We start from the raw sequence: 13,640 nt of genomic DNA on the forward strand, positions 1-13,640 counted from the left end.
GCGACGCGCCCGTGCGGGCGCGCGGGCGGGGTGCGCCACGGCAACGACCATGACCGCTCTAAGGTACGGGTCATGTCGTGGAATTCGGTTCTGGTGCTCGGCGGGATCCGGTCGGGGAAGTCCGCGTTCGCCGAGGCCCTGGTCGCCGACGCGCCCGCGGTCCGCTATGTCGCGACGGCGGCCGGCGGCCAGGACGACCCCGAGTGGCTGGCCCGCATCGAGGCCCACCAGCGCCGCCGCCCGCAGGCGTGGAGCACCGAGGAGACCGGCGCCGACCCGGCCCGGCTGACGGCCCTGCTCACGGAGGCCAAGCCGGACGACACGCTGCTGATCGACGACCTGGGCGGCTGGGTGGCCGCCCTGCTCGACCCCGCGAACCAGCCCAACGACGACGTGGCGACGGTCACCGCGCTGGCCGACGCCGTCCGCACCTGCGCCGGCCGGGTCGTGCTGGTCAGCCCCGAGGTCGGGCTGTCGCTGGTCCCGCAGACGCCGCTCGGTCGCGCTTTCGCTGACGCGGTCGGTACGGCCAACCAGGCGCTCGCCGACGCCTGCGATCGCGTGGTCCTCGTCGTCGCCGGCCGCCCCGCCTGGCTCAAGACGTCACCGGACGAGCCCGGCATCGTGACCGATGTCCAGGCCGAGGACAGCAAGAGCGACGAGCCCGGCATCGCGACGGATGTCCAGGTCGAGGAAAGCGCCACGGTCGAGCCGCCGGCGGCAGTCAGCGCGGCAGTGACGGCCCAGCCGCTCACGGAGGCGACGGCCGCGGAACGCCCCGGCATCGTTGCCGTCGCGGCGACCGGCGACGACGTCCCGGAGATCGAGCCGGGCATGGACCTGCCGCTGCCGGACAGCGACGCCGGCCCCGACGCCCGCGACCGCCTGGTCCGGCTCGACCTGCCCGGCACCGGCGTCGGCGCGTTGCTCGAAGCCGTCGAGTTCGCCGCGGCGACGCAGGGCACGGCAACCCCGCGCGCCTGGGGACCGGTCCGGGTGCTGTTGATCAATGGTCACCACACGGGCGGTGCGGCGAGCGGCAGCGACCCCGCGGAGGCCGAGCGCCGGGCCGCGCAGGCGGAGGCCGGGGAGGGCGCGCTGGCCCGGCTCGCGGGGAGTGCCGGAGCGGATCTGGCCGTGGTGCGCGTACCGGAGAGCGGCGCGATGGAGGACGGCCCGGTGCTGACCGCCGAGGCCGTCGACGCCGCGCTGCGCCAGGGGTGGAGCCTGGCCGCGCAGGCCGCCGCGGACGGGCGCGAGGTCCTGGTCATCGCCGCCTGCGGCACGGGTACGGACGCCGCGGCCACCGCCGTCCTCGCCGCGACCACGGGCGCCGAGCCGGTGGCGGTGCTCCCCCGGGTGCTCGTGCCCGGCGGCTTCTACGACGACGAGGCGTGGATGCGCCGCTGCGCCGCTGTCCGCGACGCGATGCACCGCATCCGCCAGGAACCGCGCGGCGCCAAGGACCTGCTCGCCCAGCTCGGCGGCGCCGACCTCGCCGTGGCGGCCGGCGTGCTGCTGGGCGCGGCCGCCGTGAAGCTGCCGGTGCTGGTCGACGGTCCGGTGGGCATCGCCGCCGGGCTGATCGCGCGGGACCTGGGCGCGCAGAGCCGGCACTGGGCCCTGCTCCCCGACGCGGGCAAGCTCGCGCTGGTCCGGCAGGGCGCCGACGTGCTCGGCCTGACCCCGGTGCTCGAGCTCGGCCTCGACCTCGGCGAGGGCGCCAACGCGCTGGCCGCGCTCCCCCTGCTGCGCACCGCGATCGCCCTCGCGGGTGCCCTGCCCGTCCACCCCGCGCTGCTGGCGGAGCCCGGCGACGGCGGCCTGGACGACGACGCCGGCTTCGTGGAGCCCGAGCCGGACGGTCCCGGCCCCGCGAGTGTCTGACGCCCTGCGGCTGGCCTTCACGACGCTGACGGTCCTGCCCCTGCGCGGCGGCCGCATCGACCGCACGGTCGCCGCCGGGGCGATGACCCTCGCTCCCCTGGTCGGCGCGCTGCTCGGCCTGGTCCTGGCCGGAGTGCACGAGCTGCTGCCCGCCGGCCTGCTCGGCGCGGCCGTCACGGTCACCCTGGGCGTTCTGCTCACCCGCGGCCTGCACCTGGACGGTCTGGCCGACACGCTCGACGCCCTTGGCTCCTACCGCCGCGGCGAAGCCGCCCTGGAAATCATGAAAAAGTCGGACATCGGGCCGTTCGGGGTGGCGGGCATCGTCCTCACGCTGCTGCTCCAGACGGCAGCCGTCGCCCAGCTCGGCCCCTGGGCCATCGTCGCCGCCTGGACCACCGGCCGCCTCGCCGTCACCCTCATCTGCCGCCGCGGCGTCCCGGCCGCCCGCGCCGACGGCCTCGGCGCACTGGTCGCCGGCACGGTCGCCCCCTGGCGCGTAGCCCTGATGCTCCTGCTGACCATGGCCGTCGCCGTGCCCGCGGTGCCGGCCTTCCCCTGGCTCGGCCCACTCTTCGTCGCCCTGACCGCCCTGGCGATCGTCGTCCAGCTCCGCCGGGCCGTGGCCCGCTTCGGCGGCATGACCGGCGACCTCATCGGCGCGGGCGTCGAACTCGCCACCACCCTCATGCTGGTGGCGTTGGCGCTAGCCGCTCAGTAGGTCAGCGTGATGTCGGCCCGCCGGTTCCGAGCCATCCCGGCCGCGGTCTTGTTGCTAGCCGCCGGGTTGGCCTGCCCCTTGCTGACCACCACGGTACGCACCCCGAGCCCCGCCGAGACCGACGAGCACACCGCCCGCGCCCGCTTCCGTCCCAGCACGAGCCCGGCGGCCCGGGACCCGCGGTCGTCGGTGTAGCCGGTGCACGTGACAGTCCGCACCCCGGCCAGCTGCCGGCGCACCCCGGCGAGGTACCGCGCCTGGGCCGTGCCGATAGCCGTCGAGCCCGAGGCGAAGGAGACCGCGCGCGGCAGCGTGAAGGAGCTGAGCACCAGGTGCGTACGACTGGAAGCGCGCAAAGTCCGCCCGCTCGAAGGCACCGTGGTGATCGCCACCGCGACCGGATACCCGCCCGGTCGCGCGGCCAGCGCCCGCCCCGCCGCGTTCAGCGTCACCGGCACCACCACCCGCCGGGAAGCCGTGGTCGTCACGACAGCCCCGCGCCCGAGCGTGAGCCGTCGCCCGGACACCGTGCTCCACAACAGCACGGTGTTCCGCCCCCGGACCGCGCTGCTGAACGTGGCAGTGGCCGTCATCGTGGCGCGACTCGGGCGACCATTGGTCACGACCCGCTGGCCGACGATCACGCGCGCCGAGCCGGTGGACGGCTGAGGCCCCTCGGGCTCGTTCCCGGCGGCCGTGACGACGGCGGTGTAGCGGCCGGTGACCACGGAACCGACCGCGTCGGTGAGCCGGTAGGTGACGGCGGTCGCCCGGCCGGTGAAGCCCGCCCGGGGGACGAACGTGATCGTGCCCGTCGTGGCGTCCAGGGCGTACGTGCCTTGCGCCACGGTGACCGTACTCACGGGGGAACCGGAAGCGTCGAGCAGCGTGACCGCACCGCCCGCCGGCACCGGCACCGTGGCCTGCTGGCTCGTCTCCCCGCTGCCGGAGCTGCCGGTCGTGGTCGGCGCGACGGTGACCGGCAGCGCCATCCGGCGCGTCGTGCCCTGCGGGTCCACGCCCAGCGCGAGGAACGTGTGCGCGCCCGCGTCCAGCGTCGCCGGCACCGTCACCGGCAGCGCGAAGGCGCCCTGCGCGTCGGTGGTGACCGTACCCAGCACGATCGGATCGGAATAGATCGTCACGCGGGCGGTCGAGTGCGGCGCGAAGCCCGTGCCGATGACGGTGATCGTCTGCTCCGGCGCGGTGAGCGCGACCGGCCCCTTGTCGGTGGTCAGCGTGGCGGGCACATCGGCGGGCACGGCCGGCGGCGCCACTGGGGCGACCGGCGTCACAGCGTTCGAGGCCGGCGACGGGGCGGACGAGCCGCCCGGACCGCGCGCGACCACGGTGACGGTGTACCTGGTGCCCGCGACTGCGCCGATCACACAGGTCAGGGCGGAGGTCGAGCACGAGTTGCCGCCCGGCGTGGCGTAGGCCGTGTAGCCGGCGACGTTCCCGGAAGCGGCCGGCCACGACACATTGATCGACGAGGTGCCCGCCGTCGCCGTGGGAGCCGCCGGGGCACCAGGCGGCGTGTAGACCACCGGCGCCGAGGGCGTGACCGGCGCCGACGGGTCCGACTGGTTGCCGGTGCCGATCGCGTTGGTCGCGGACACCCGGAACGTGTAGGCCGTGCCCGGGGTCAGCCCCGCGATCTCGCAGGTCAGCGCGGTGCCCGAGCAGGTCGCGCCCGGGACCGCCACATTGCCCGCGTAGGCCTGGACCGTGTACGACGTGATCGGTGACCCCCCGTCGCCCGGCGCGGACCAGGTGATCGTGGCCTTGCCCACACCGGCCGTGGCCGTGGGCGGCGCGGGCTCACCGGGCGCCGACTGCGTGCCCAGCGCGACGATCTGGTTCGTGCCGCTCACCACCACATGGAGGGTCCGGCCGGGCCCGAACGCCAGGGCGACCGCGCCCGGGGTGTGCGAGCTCAGCGCGGGCCCCTCGGTCACCGGCCCGCTGACGTAGTCGCCCGCCACCACCGGCGCCTGACCGAGGGAGGCCGGGGTCACGCCGACCCACTGGACCGAGCCGTAGCCGTTCGCGGTGTAGAGGCTGCCGTCGGTGTCGAAGGCGATCGCCTCGGCGGAGACCGACGACTTGACCAGCTGCGTGAGGCCGCCGACGATCCGGAAGATCGAGCCCTTCTCCACGTCCGAGAAGTAGACGGTCCCGGCGGCGTCGACGGCGACGCCCGTCGGCCGGCGGATCGGGGTGGTGAGGGGGTTCTGCCCGGCCACGGTGTCGCCGTAGTTGCCGGTCCCGGCGACGATCGTCAGCTGCCCGGTGCCCAGGTCGATCGCGCCGACCTGGTGGTTGCCCTCGTCGCCGACGTAGAGGGTGCCGTTCGCCACGGTCAGCTGCCGCGGCGAGGCCAGCTTGCTCGCGGCGGCCGGCCCGTTGGTCATGAGACCCCCGACGCCCGTGCCCGCGAGGACCGTCAGCTGCCCGGCCGCGTCGATCCGGTAGATCGCGGCGTTCTGGTGGTCCGCCACGTACAGGTTGCCGCCGGACCACGCGACGCCGCTCAAATCACCGAGCACGGCACTCGCCGCCGGCCCCGGCGCGGGCAGCCCGGCGCCGCAGGTCGTCCCGGCGACAACGCTGATCACCCCGGCGGCCGTGATCTTGTCGACCCGGCAGTCGGCGCCGGTCACATAGACGGTGCCGTCCGGGGCGACCGCCACGCCCCGCGGACGGTCGAGCGGCGACTGCCGGGCCGGGCCGGGCACCACCGCGCCCGCGACGCCGGTGCCGGCCACCACGCGCAGGGTGAACGTGCGCGGTTCGATGTCGGCGAGCGCCGGGGCGGGCAGGGCGGCGCCGATCAGAGCGGCGGCGAGGGCGGCAAAGGTGAGGCGGCGGACAGACATGCCCGCACGGTAAGCCCCCCTAGTCCCGATATTTCGGGAAAAGCGGAATTACTTCACGGACGTCTGCACGAACGGCGGCTTCACGACCCGCGCGGGCAGCCGGCGCCCCCGCACCTCGATCTCAACCTCGTCGCCCTCCTTGAGCGACGCGGCCGTGTCGAGCAGGGCCAGGGCGATGCCCACCTTCTTCGTCGGCGAAAACGTGCCACTGGTCGTCTCGCCCACGAGGGTGTCGCCTGCGAAGACCTGCATGTGCCCGCGCGGCACCCCGCGACCGGTGAGCTCGAGCCCGCGCAGGGTGCGCCGGGGCCCCGCCGTCTTCTCGGCCGTCAGGACCTCCCGGCCCCAGAACGCCGGCTTGGACCAGCCGACCGCCCATCCCGAGCGGGCCTGGACCGGCGTGATGTCGAGGGAGAGCTCCTGGCCGTGCAGGGGGTAGCCCATCTCCGTACGTAAGGTGTCGCGCGCGCCCAGACCGCACGGCTGGACCCCCGCGGCCACCAGCGCGTCCCACACCCGGACCGCGTCGCCGGCCGGGACGACCAGCTCGTAGCCGACCTCACCCGTGTAACCGGTGCGGCAGACGATCAGGTCGACGCCGTCGAGAACGGCCGGCGAGAACGACATGTAACCGTGCTCGACCGGCAGGCCCAGCGCCTGGACGATCTCGGGCGACCGCGGCCCCTGGACCGCGAGGACGGCGTGATCCTGGTGCTCATTCGTGACTTTCACAGCGGAAGGCGCCGCCGCCTGCAGCCGGCGCACCACCTCGGCCGTGTTGGCGGCGTTCGGGATGAGGAAGACCTCGTCGGGCCCGATCAGATAGGCGATCAGGTCGTCTACCACGCCGCCCGAGGCGTCGTCGCAGCACAGCGTGTACTGCGCCTGGCCCGGCGCGATGCGGCCCAGGTCGTTGGTGAGGCAGGCGTTGACGAACTCCGCCGCGCCCGGGCCGGTGACCCGGGCCTTGCCGAGGTGGGAGACGTCGAACACACCGGCGGCCTCGCGCACCGACGCGTGCTCGCGCAGGACACCGCCGCCCGCGTACTCGAGGGGCATTTCCCAGCCGCCGAAGGCCGCGAACTTGGCTCCCAGAGCGCTGTGGCGCTCGTGCAGGGGGGAACGGAGCAGGTCTGTGGACATGAGTGGCAACTTACCCGTGACCTTGCATGTGGTTAGCATCGGCGGGACACCACCTGTGTCCGGCGCGACCCGTGCCGGACACACCACGCCACCGGGGCGTCCCACGAGACAGCTCCGGCCCAGTGACCGCGGAGAGCCCGAGTGACCCACCCCTCCCCCACTTTGCGCCTGGCCGACGGCGACCCCGCCGAGCTGACTGTCGACGCCCTCGTCATCGGGCTGCACAGCCAGCCGGAGGAGGCGGGCGCGCTGCTGCCCGCGGCCGGCGCCGAGAGCATCGCCGCCGCGTTCGACGGCAAGCTCACCGCCACGCTGGCGCTGCTCGGCGCGACCGGCGCCCCCGGCGAGGTGACGAAGCTCGCCACACTCGGCACGGTCGCCGCGCCGCTGATCGTCGCCGTCGGCCTGGGCGACGAGCCGTCCGGGTCCGCCCCGGGCACCGAGACCCTGCGCCGCGCGACCGGCGCCGCCGTGCGCGCGCTGGCCGGCAGCGAGTCGGTCGCGCTGGCCCTGCCGGTGCCCGACGACGCCGACGCGCCCGGCGTGCTGCGCGCGATCCTCGAGGGTGCGCTGCTCGGGTCGTACAAGTTCGCGGGCTACAAGACCAAGCCGCAGCCGGCCCGCCGCGACCCGGTGAAGAACATCACGGTGACCGTCGCCGACGCCGCCGACGAGGCCGCGCTCGCCGAGGTGACCCGGGCCGAGATCGTGGCCCGGGTCGTGCGCCTCACCCGCGACTGGGTCAACACCGTGCCCAACGAGCTGCGCCCGCCGTCGTTCGCCGACGCCGTGTCCGCGGCCGCCGAGGGCACCGGCCTGGAGGTCGAGGTGCTCGACTTCGACCAGCTCAAGGCCGGGGGCTACGGCGGCATCGTCGCGGTCGGCCAGGGCTCCGAGGCCCCGCCGCGGCTGGTCAAGCTCTCCTACACCCCCGCCGGCGTGGCGAACCCGAAGCGCGTCGCGCTCGTCGGCAAGGGCATCACCTTCGACACCGGCGGCCTGAGCATCAAGCCGACCGCCGGGATGTGGGAGATGAAGTCCGACATGGCCGGCGCCGCCGCCGTCGGTGCCGCGATGCTCGCCGTCGCCGCGCTCAAGCCGGGCGTGGCCGTCAGCGGCTATCTGGCCATGGCCGAGAACATGCCGTCCGGCACCGCCTACCGCCCCGGCGACGTCATCACGATGTACAACGGCAAGCGCGTCGAGGTCCTCAACACCGACGCCGAGGGCCGCATGGTGCTGGCCGACGCGATCGCCCGCGCCTGCGAGGACGGCACCGACTACATCTTCGAGACCTCCACGCTCACCGGCGGCCAGGTCGTCGCGCTGGGCAAGCGCATCGCCGGCGTCATGGGCACCCCGGAGACGATCGAGCGCGTCAAGGTCGCCGGCGACAGCGTCGGCGAGCCCGCGTGGCCGATGCCGCTGCCCGACGACGTGCGCAAGGGCATGGAGTCCGACATCGCCGACATCAGCCAGGTCAACTCGTCCATGGACCGCGCCGGGCACATGCTGCAGGGCGGCGTCTTCCTGCGCGAGTTCGTGGCCGAGGGCGTGCAGTGGGCGCACATCGACGTGGCGGGCCCGGCCTACCACACCGGGGAGCCGACCGGTTACTGGTCGAAGGGCGGCACGGGCGTCCCGGTCCGCACCTTCCTCGCGCTCATCGAGGACATCGAGAAGAACGGCTGATTGCCCGCTCGCCCTCCGCGGCACCGTCCGGCTTCCCGGGCGGTGCCGCTGCTTTTCCGAATACGGGTGCCGGGGCCGGCCGCGAAGCCCGGGGCCGCCGTGGTGTGCAGCGCCGGCCGCTGCCGTCCCGGCCTCCGTACGCTGCCGCCGCCCGGGTCGGTGGTTGCGCCGAAACGGCCCGGCAGGCTCCGGAAAGCGACAGACTAGGCGGGCCGGCGCTTCCGGCCGGCGTCTCGCTCAGGCGGGCCGGCGCTTCTGGCGGGCGTCTCGCTCAGGCGGGGCGGCGTTTCCGGCGGGCGTTGAAGTCGCGCATGCGCTGGGGGTAGCCCATGAGCCGGATGTCGTAGACCGGCATCGCCAGCTCGTGGGCGAAACGGCGGGCCGCCTCGGGCGATCCGATGCGGCGGCGGGTCCACTCGCCGTCGTGGGCGATGAGGAGGATGGTGGTCTCGGTCACCGTGGTCTCGGGCTCGATGAAGGCCTCGACCCCCCGGCGGGAGCGCACGAACTCCGCCAGGTGCTCGAGGTCGGCGCGATCGACCGTGCGGCCGCCCGGGCGGGACGGCTGCCTGCGCCGCCGGAACCAGGCCACGGGCAACTCCTTCGTTCTGTCCGCGGAAGCGGGGTCGGCTGCCGCAAGGGTACGTCCCGGCGTCCGTGTCGTGGGGCACCTGACTGCACTGAGCGCTTCCTCAAGTGACAAGATGGCCAGGACAGCTGTGACCGTTTCCATCATGTGACCCATGAGGCAACGACGCGATCTGGGAGTAGACGTGAGCCAGCCTGGCGGAACCTTCGACATCGTGATCCTCGGCGCCGGCAGTGGCGGCTACGCGGCCGCTCTGCGCGCGGCCGAGCTGGGTCTGAGCGTGGCGCTGATCGACAAGGCGGAGCTGGGCGGCACCTGCCTGCACCGCGGGTGCATCCCGACGAAGGCGCTGCTGCACGCCGCGGAGCTGGCCGACCAGACCCGCGAGAGCGAGCAGTTCGGCGTCAAGGCCGACCTGGTCGGCATCGACATGGCCGGGGTCAACGCCTACAAGGACGGCGTGGTCGGCCGGCTCTACAAGGGCCTGCAGGGCCTGCTCAAGCAGGACAAGATCACCGTGGTGCAGGGCGCCGGCAAGCTCGTGGCGCAGGACACGGTCGAGGTCGACGGCCGGCGTTACACCGGCCGCAACGTGATCCTGGCGACCGGCTCCTACTCGCGGACGCTGCCGGGCCTCGAGGTCGACGGCACCCGCGTGCTGACCAGCGAGCACGCCCTCAAGCTGGACCGCGTGCCGAGCTCGGCGATCGTGCTGGGCGGCGGCGTCATCGGCGTCGAGTTCGCCAGCGTGTGGAAGTCCTTCGGCGCCGACGTCACGATCCTCGAGGCGCTGCCCCGGCTCGTGGCCGCCGAGGACGAGGAGGTCTCCAAGGCGGTCGAGCGCGCGTTCCGCAAGCGGAAGATCAACTTCAAGGTCGGCAAGCCGTTCGAGAAGGTCGAGCACACCGAGAACGGTGTGCGGGCCACCCTGACCGGCGGCGAGACCGTCGAGGCCGAGATCCTGCTCGTGGCCGTGGGCCGGGGCCCGACGACGGCCAACCTCGGCTACGAGGAGCAGGGCGTCACGCTCGACCGCGGCTTCGTCATCACCAACGAGCGGCTGCACACCGGCGTCGGCAACATCTACGCGGTCGGCGACATCGTGCCCGGCCTGCAGCTCGCGCACCGCGGCTTCCAGCAGGGCATCTTCGTCGCCGAGGAGATCGCGGGCCTCAACCCGGCCGTGATCGACGAGGCCGGCATCCCCCGCGTGACCTACTCCGACCCCGAGGTCGCCTCGGTCGGCATCACCGAGGCCAAGGCCAAGGAGAAGTTCGGCGCCGACAACGTCGAGACCTACAACTACAACCTGGGCGGCAACGGCAAGAGCCAGATCCTCAAGACCCAGGGCTTCGTCAAGCTCGTCCGGGAGAAGGACGGCCCGGTCGTCGGCGTGCACATGGTCGGCGCGCGGATGGGCGAGCTCGTCGGCGAGGCGCAGCTGATCTACAACTGGGAGGCCTTCCCGGCGGAGGTCGCCCAGCTGGTCCACGCCCACCCGACGCAGAACGAGGCGCTCGGCGAGGCCTTCCTGGCGCTCGCGGGCAAGCCCCTGCACGCCCACAGCTGATCGAGAACACGCTTACAAGCGGTTAAGGAGTTCGAAGAAAATGCCGACATCGGTCACCATGCCGCGGCTGGGCGAGAGCGTCACCGAGGGCACCGTCACGCGCTGGCTCAAGCAGGAGGGCGAGCGGGTCGAGGCGGACGAGCCGCTGCTCGAGGTCTCCACCGACAAGGTGGACACCGAGATCCCCTCGCCCGCCACGGGCATCCTCTCGCGCATCGTCGTCGGTGAGGACGAGACTGCCGATGTCGGCAGCGAGCTCGCCGTCATCGCGGGCGACGGCGAGGAGGCGGGCAGCTCCGCGCCGGCGCCCGCCCAGCAGCAGGCCGCCGAGCCCGAGCAGCAGCCCGACCCGGAGCCCGCCGCGCTCAACACCCCGTCGACCGAGAAGCCGGTCGACCAGGAGGCCCCGGCCCCGCAGACCGGCGCCCCCACCGGCGGCGGCGAGGGCACCGCGGTCAAGATGCCCGCCCTGGGCGAGAGCGTCACCGAGGGCACCGTCACCCGCTGGCTCAAGCAGGTCGGCGAGACCGTCGAGGTCGACGAGCCGCTGCTCGAGGTGTCCACGGACAAGGTCGACACCGAGATCCCGTCGCCGGTCGCCGGCACGGTCCTGGAAATCAAGGTCCAGGAGGACGAGACCGCCGACGTCGGCGCGGACCTCGCGATCATCGGCTCGGCCGACAGCGCGCCCGCGGCGGCCCCGGCCCCGCAGCAGCCCGCCCCGCAGGCCGAGGCGCCGAAGCAGGCCGAGGCCCCGAAGGCCGAGGCCCCCAAGCCCGCCCCGCAGCAGGCGCCCAAGCCCACCATCGAGTCCAAGCCGGCGCCGACCTTCGAGCCCGGCGGCTCCTATGCGGACCCGGCGCCCGAGGCCGAGACGGCCAAGGACCCGTCGGCCGCGCAGGCCCAGTCCGAGCCCGCCCCGGCGCAGGCTTCGGCCCCGGCCGCCGAGACGGTCCGCAGCAACGGTGCCGGCGACGCCGGCTATGTGACGCCGCTGGTGCGCAAGCTCGCCGCCGAGAAGGGGGTCGACCTCGGGTCGATCACCGGCACCGGCGTCGGCGGCCGCATCCGCAAGCAGGACGTCATCGAGGCCGCCGACAAGGCCGCCGCGGCAAAGGCGGCCGCCGCTGCCCCGGCGGCTCAGCCGGCTCCGGCCGCCGCGCCGGCCAAGGCCGCCCCCAAGCCCGAGGCGAGCCCGCTGCGCGGCCGCACGGAGAAGCTCACCCGCACCCGCGCCACCATCGCCCGGCGCATGGTCGAGTCGCTGCAGATCTCCGCGCAGCTCACCACGGTCGTCGAGGTCGACGTCACCAAGATCGCTGCGCTGCGTAACAAGGCCAAGGCGGACTTCCTGGCGAAGAACGGCGTCAAGCTGTCCTTCCTGCCGTTCTTCGCGCTGGCCGCCGTCGAGGCGCTGCGCCAGCACCCGGTCGTCAACTCGTCGATCGACCAGGAGGCCGGCACGGTCACCTACCACGACGCCGAGCACCTCGGCATGGCGGTGGACACGCCCAAGGGCCTGATCGTCCCGGTCATCAAGGACGCCGGCGACCTCAACCTGGCCGGCCTGGCCCGGCGCATCGCGGACGTCGCGGAGCGCACCCGCAGCAACAAGATCAGCCCGGACGAGATCTCGGGTGGCACGTTCACGCTGACCAACACCGGCAGCCGCGGCGCGCTCTTCGACACCCCGATCATCAACCAGCCGCAGGTCGGCATCCTCGGCACCGGCGCCGTCGTCAAGCGCGCCGTGGTCGTCGACGACCCCAACCTGGGCGAGCTGATCGTCCCGCGCTCGATGGTCTACCTGGCCCTGAGCTACGACCACCGGATCGTGGACGGCGCCGACGCCGCCCGTTTCCTGGTCACGGTCAAGGAGCGCCTCGAGGCCGGCCACTTCGAGGGCGACCTCGGTCTGAGCTGAGTTGATGGCCTCGCCTTCGGCTCGGCGGGGATTCCGCCCCGGACAGCCGAGGACTTGAACACCCGGGACCGGCGAAGAAAACCGCTTCACCGCTCCCGGGCGCCCAAGTCCTCGACGGGCGGAATCCGACTTGGGCCCGGGGCTGGCGCCCCTGACTCGTGAGCAACGTCAGGTGCCGCTCGTCTCTCTGGGGAGAGGCGGGCGGCACTTCTGTTTTGCGGGCCGGTTTTCTCGGGAAGAATGATGACCATGCGGATTCTTCTGGCGGGCGGCAGCGGGTTCCTGGGCACGCGCCTCACCGAGCGGCTGCGCGCGAGCGGTCACGACGTCGTCCGGCTGGTCCGGCGCCCCGCGAGCGCGGCCGACGAGGCCACCTGGCAGCCGTCCGCGGGCCAGCTCGACCCGGCGCTGCTCGTGGCGGCCGACGCCGTGATCAACCTGGCCGGGGCGGGCGTGGGCGACAAGCGGTGGACGGCCGGCTACAAGAGCCTGATCCGCAGCAGCCGGGTCGACAGCGCCGGCACGATCGCGCACGGCATCCGCAAGCTGCCCGCCGGGGACCGGCCGCAAGTGCTGCTCCAGTCGTCCGCCGTCGGGTGGTACGGCGACACCGGCGACCGGGAGGTCACCGAGGAGGCGCCGGCCGGCACGGGCTTCCTGTCCGACGTGTGCCGGGTCTGGGAGGCCGCCGCCCGGCCCGCCGAGGACGCGGGCGTCCGGGTGGCGCTGTTGCGCACCGGGCTGCCCCTGGACGCCGAGGGTGGTCTCCTCAAGCCGCAGATGCCGCTCTTCCGCCTGGGCGGGGGCGCCAAGCTCGGCGGCGGCGGCCAGTGGGTGCCGTGGATCGCGCTGTCCGACTGGCTCGGCGCCACCGAGTTCCTGCTCGCCCGCGACGACCTCAGCGGCCCGGTCAACCTGGTCGGCCCCGAGCCGGTCACCAACGCCACCTTCACCAAGGTGCTCGGCAAGGTCCTGCGCCGCCCGGCCCTGCTCCAGGTCCCGGGCTTCGCGCTGCACGTGGCGCTGGGCGAGTTCGCGGGCGAGGCGCTGCGCAGCCAGCGGGTGCTGCCCGGGGTGCTGACCCGCGCCGGGTTCCCGTTCCGGCACCCGACGCTCGAGCCGGCCCTGCGCGAGGCCGTCGGCCAGGAGGTCCCCGCCGCGGCCTGACCGGGCTCGCCGAGTTGTCCACAACCTGACGAGCACAATTCCCAGGCTGCCCCGGTTTCTTGCTAACG

General features: G+C 73.8%; 9 protein-coding genes. 6 read left to right on the top strand and 3 right to left on the bottom strand.

Translation table 11 applies throughout. From position 1 onward, the window contains the following. Positions 1 to 72: 72 nt before the first annotated feature. On the top strand, positions 73 to 1,887 hold the full coding sequence (locus RAN62_RS35790) for a bifunctional adenosylcobinamide kinase/adenosylcobinamide-phosphate guanylyltransferase (RefSeq protein WP_305789291.1): 1,815 nt from the start codon (positions 73 to 75) through the stop codon (positions 1,885 to 1,887). Further along, the gene (locus RAN62_RS35795; protein WP_305789292.1) at positions 1,880 to 2,608 is read left to right on the top strand and encodes an adenosylcobinamide-GDP ribazoletransferase; all 729 of its coding nucleotides are present in this window, start codon (positions 1,880 to 1,882) and stop codon (positions 2,606 to 2,608) included. Before RAN62_RS35790 ends, RAN62_RS35795 begins: the two co-directional genes overlap by 8 nt. Here the strand turns inward: RAN62_RS35795 and RAN62_RS35800 are convergent. Both RAN62_RS35800 and gcvT read right to left on the bottom strand, forming a co-directional pair. Then, complete coding sequence (locus RAN62_RS35800) at positions 2,602 to 5,487, bottom strand: fibronectin type III domain-containing protein (RefSeq protein ID WP_305789293.1); 2,886 nt, start codon at positions 5,485 to 5,487, stop codon at positions 2,602 to 2,604. The genes RAN62_RS35795 and RAN62_RS35800 overlap by 7 nt on opposite strands. A gap of 48 nt (positions 5,488 to 5,535) precedes the next feature. Beyond that, entirely contained in the window at positions 5,536 to 6,630 is a 1,095-nt protein-coding gene (gene gcvT, locus RAN62_RS35805; RefSeq protein ID WP_305789294.1) for a glycine cleavage system aminomethyltransferase GcvT, read from the bottom strand. A 141-nt stretch (positions 6,631 to 6,771) separates the two neighbouring features. Here gcvT and RAN62_RS35810 point away from each other — a divergent pair, with 141 nt between their 5' ends. Beyond that, positions 6,772 to 8,322, top strand: a complete 1,551-nt coding sequence (locus RAN62_RS35810) for a leucyl aminopeptidase (protein WP_305789295.1) — start codon at positions 6,772 to 6,774, stop codon at positions 8,320 to 8,322. 271 nt (positions 8,323 to 8,593) lie between these two features. Here RAN62_RS35810 and RAN62_RS35815 read toward each other — a convergent pair whose 3' ends face one another. Then, a complete protein-coding gene (locus tag RAN62_RS35815) occupies positions 8,594 to 8,914 on the bottom strand; it encodes a hypothetical protein (RefSeq protein WP_305789296.1) in 321 nt (106 codons plus the stop codon). 151 nt (positions 8,915 to 9,065) lie between these two features. Here RAN62_RS35815 and lpdA point away from each other — a divergent pair, with 151 nt between their 5' ends. The 3 genes from lpdA (at position 9,066) to RAN62_RS35830 (ending at position 13,572) form a co-directional block, all read left to right on the top strand. Then, a complete protein-coding gene (gene lpdA / locus RAN62_RS35820; protein ID WP_305789297.1) occupies positions 9,066 to 10,481 on the top strand; it encodes a dihydrolipoyl dehydrogenase in 1,416 nt (471 codons plus the stop codon). A gap of 40 nt (positions 10,482 to 10,521) precedes the next feature. Further along, positions 10,522 to 12,405, top strand: coding sequence for a 2-oxoglutarate dehydrogenase, E2 component, dihydrolipoamide succinyltransferase (sucB, locus tag RAN62_RS35825; RefSeq protein WP_305789298.1), 1,884 nt, complete (start codon positions 10,522 to 10,524; stop codon positions 12,403 to 12,405). A gap of 249 nt (positions 12,406 to 12,654) precedes the next feature. Next, entirely contained in the window at positions 12,655 to 13,572 is a 918-nt protein-coding gene (locus RAN62_RS35830; protein ID WP_305789299.1) for a TIGR01777 family oxidoreductase, read from the top strand. The last annotated feature ends 68 nt before the right edge of the window (positions 13,573 to 13,640 follow it).

Origin of the sequence: Symbioplanes lichenis (assembly GCF_030709675.1) — a bacterium.
GTDB lineage: Bacteria > Actinomycetota > Actinomycetes > Mycobacteriales > Micromonosporaceae > Actinoplanes > Actinoplanes lichenis.

What these genes read in the sequence shown, in the direction of transcription:
- RAN62_RS35790 (WP_305789291.1), top strand. Translation starts at nt 73, where the DNA reads ATGTCGTGGAATTCGGTTCTGGTGCTCGGCGGGATCCGGTCGGGGAAG.
- RAN62_RS35800 (WP_305789293.1), bottom strand. Translation starts at nt 5,487, where the DNA reads ATGTCTGTCCGCCGCCTCACCTTTGCCGCCCTCGCCGCCGCTCTGATC.
- gcvT (WP_305789294.1), bottom strand. Translation starts at nt 6,630, where the DNA reads ATGTCCACAGACCTGCTCCGTTCCCCCCTGCACGAGCGCCACAGCGCT.
- lpdA (WP_305789297.1), top strand. Translation starts at nt 9,066, where the DNA reads ATGAGGCAACGACGCGATCTGGGAGTAGACGTGAGCCAGCCTGGCGGA.
- sucB (WP_305789298.1), top strand. Translation starts at nt 10,522, where the DNA reads ATGCCGACATCGGTCACCATGCCGCGGCTGGGCGAGAGCGTCACCGAG.
- RAN62_RS35830 (WP_305789299.1), top strand. Translation starts at nt 12,655, where the DNA reads ATGCGGATTCTTCTGGCGGGCGGCAGCGGGTTCCTGGGCACGCGCCTC.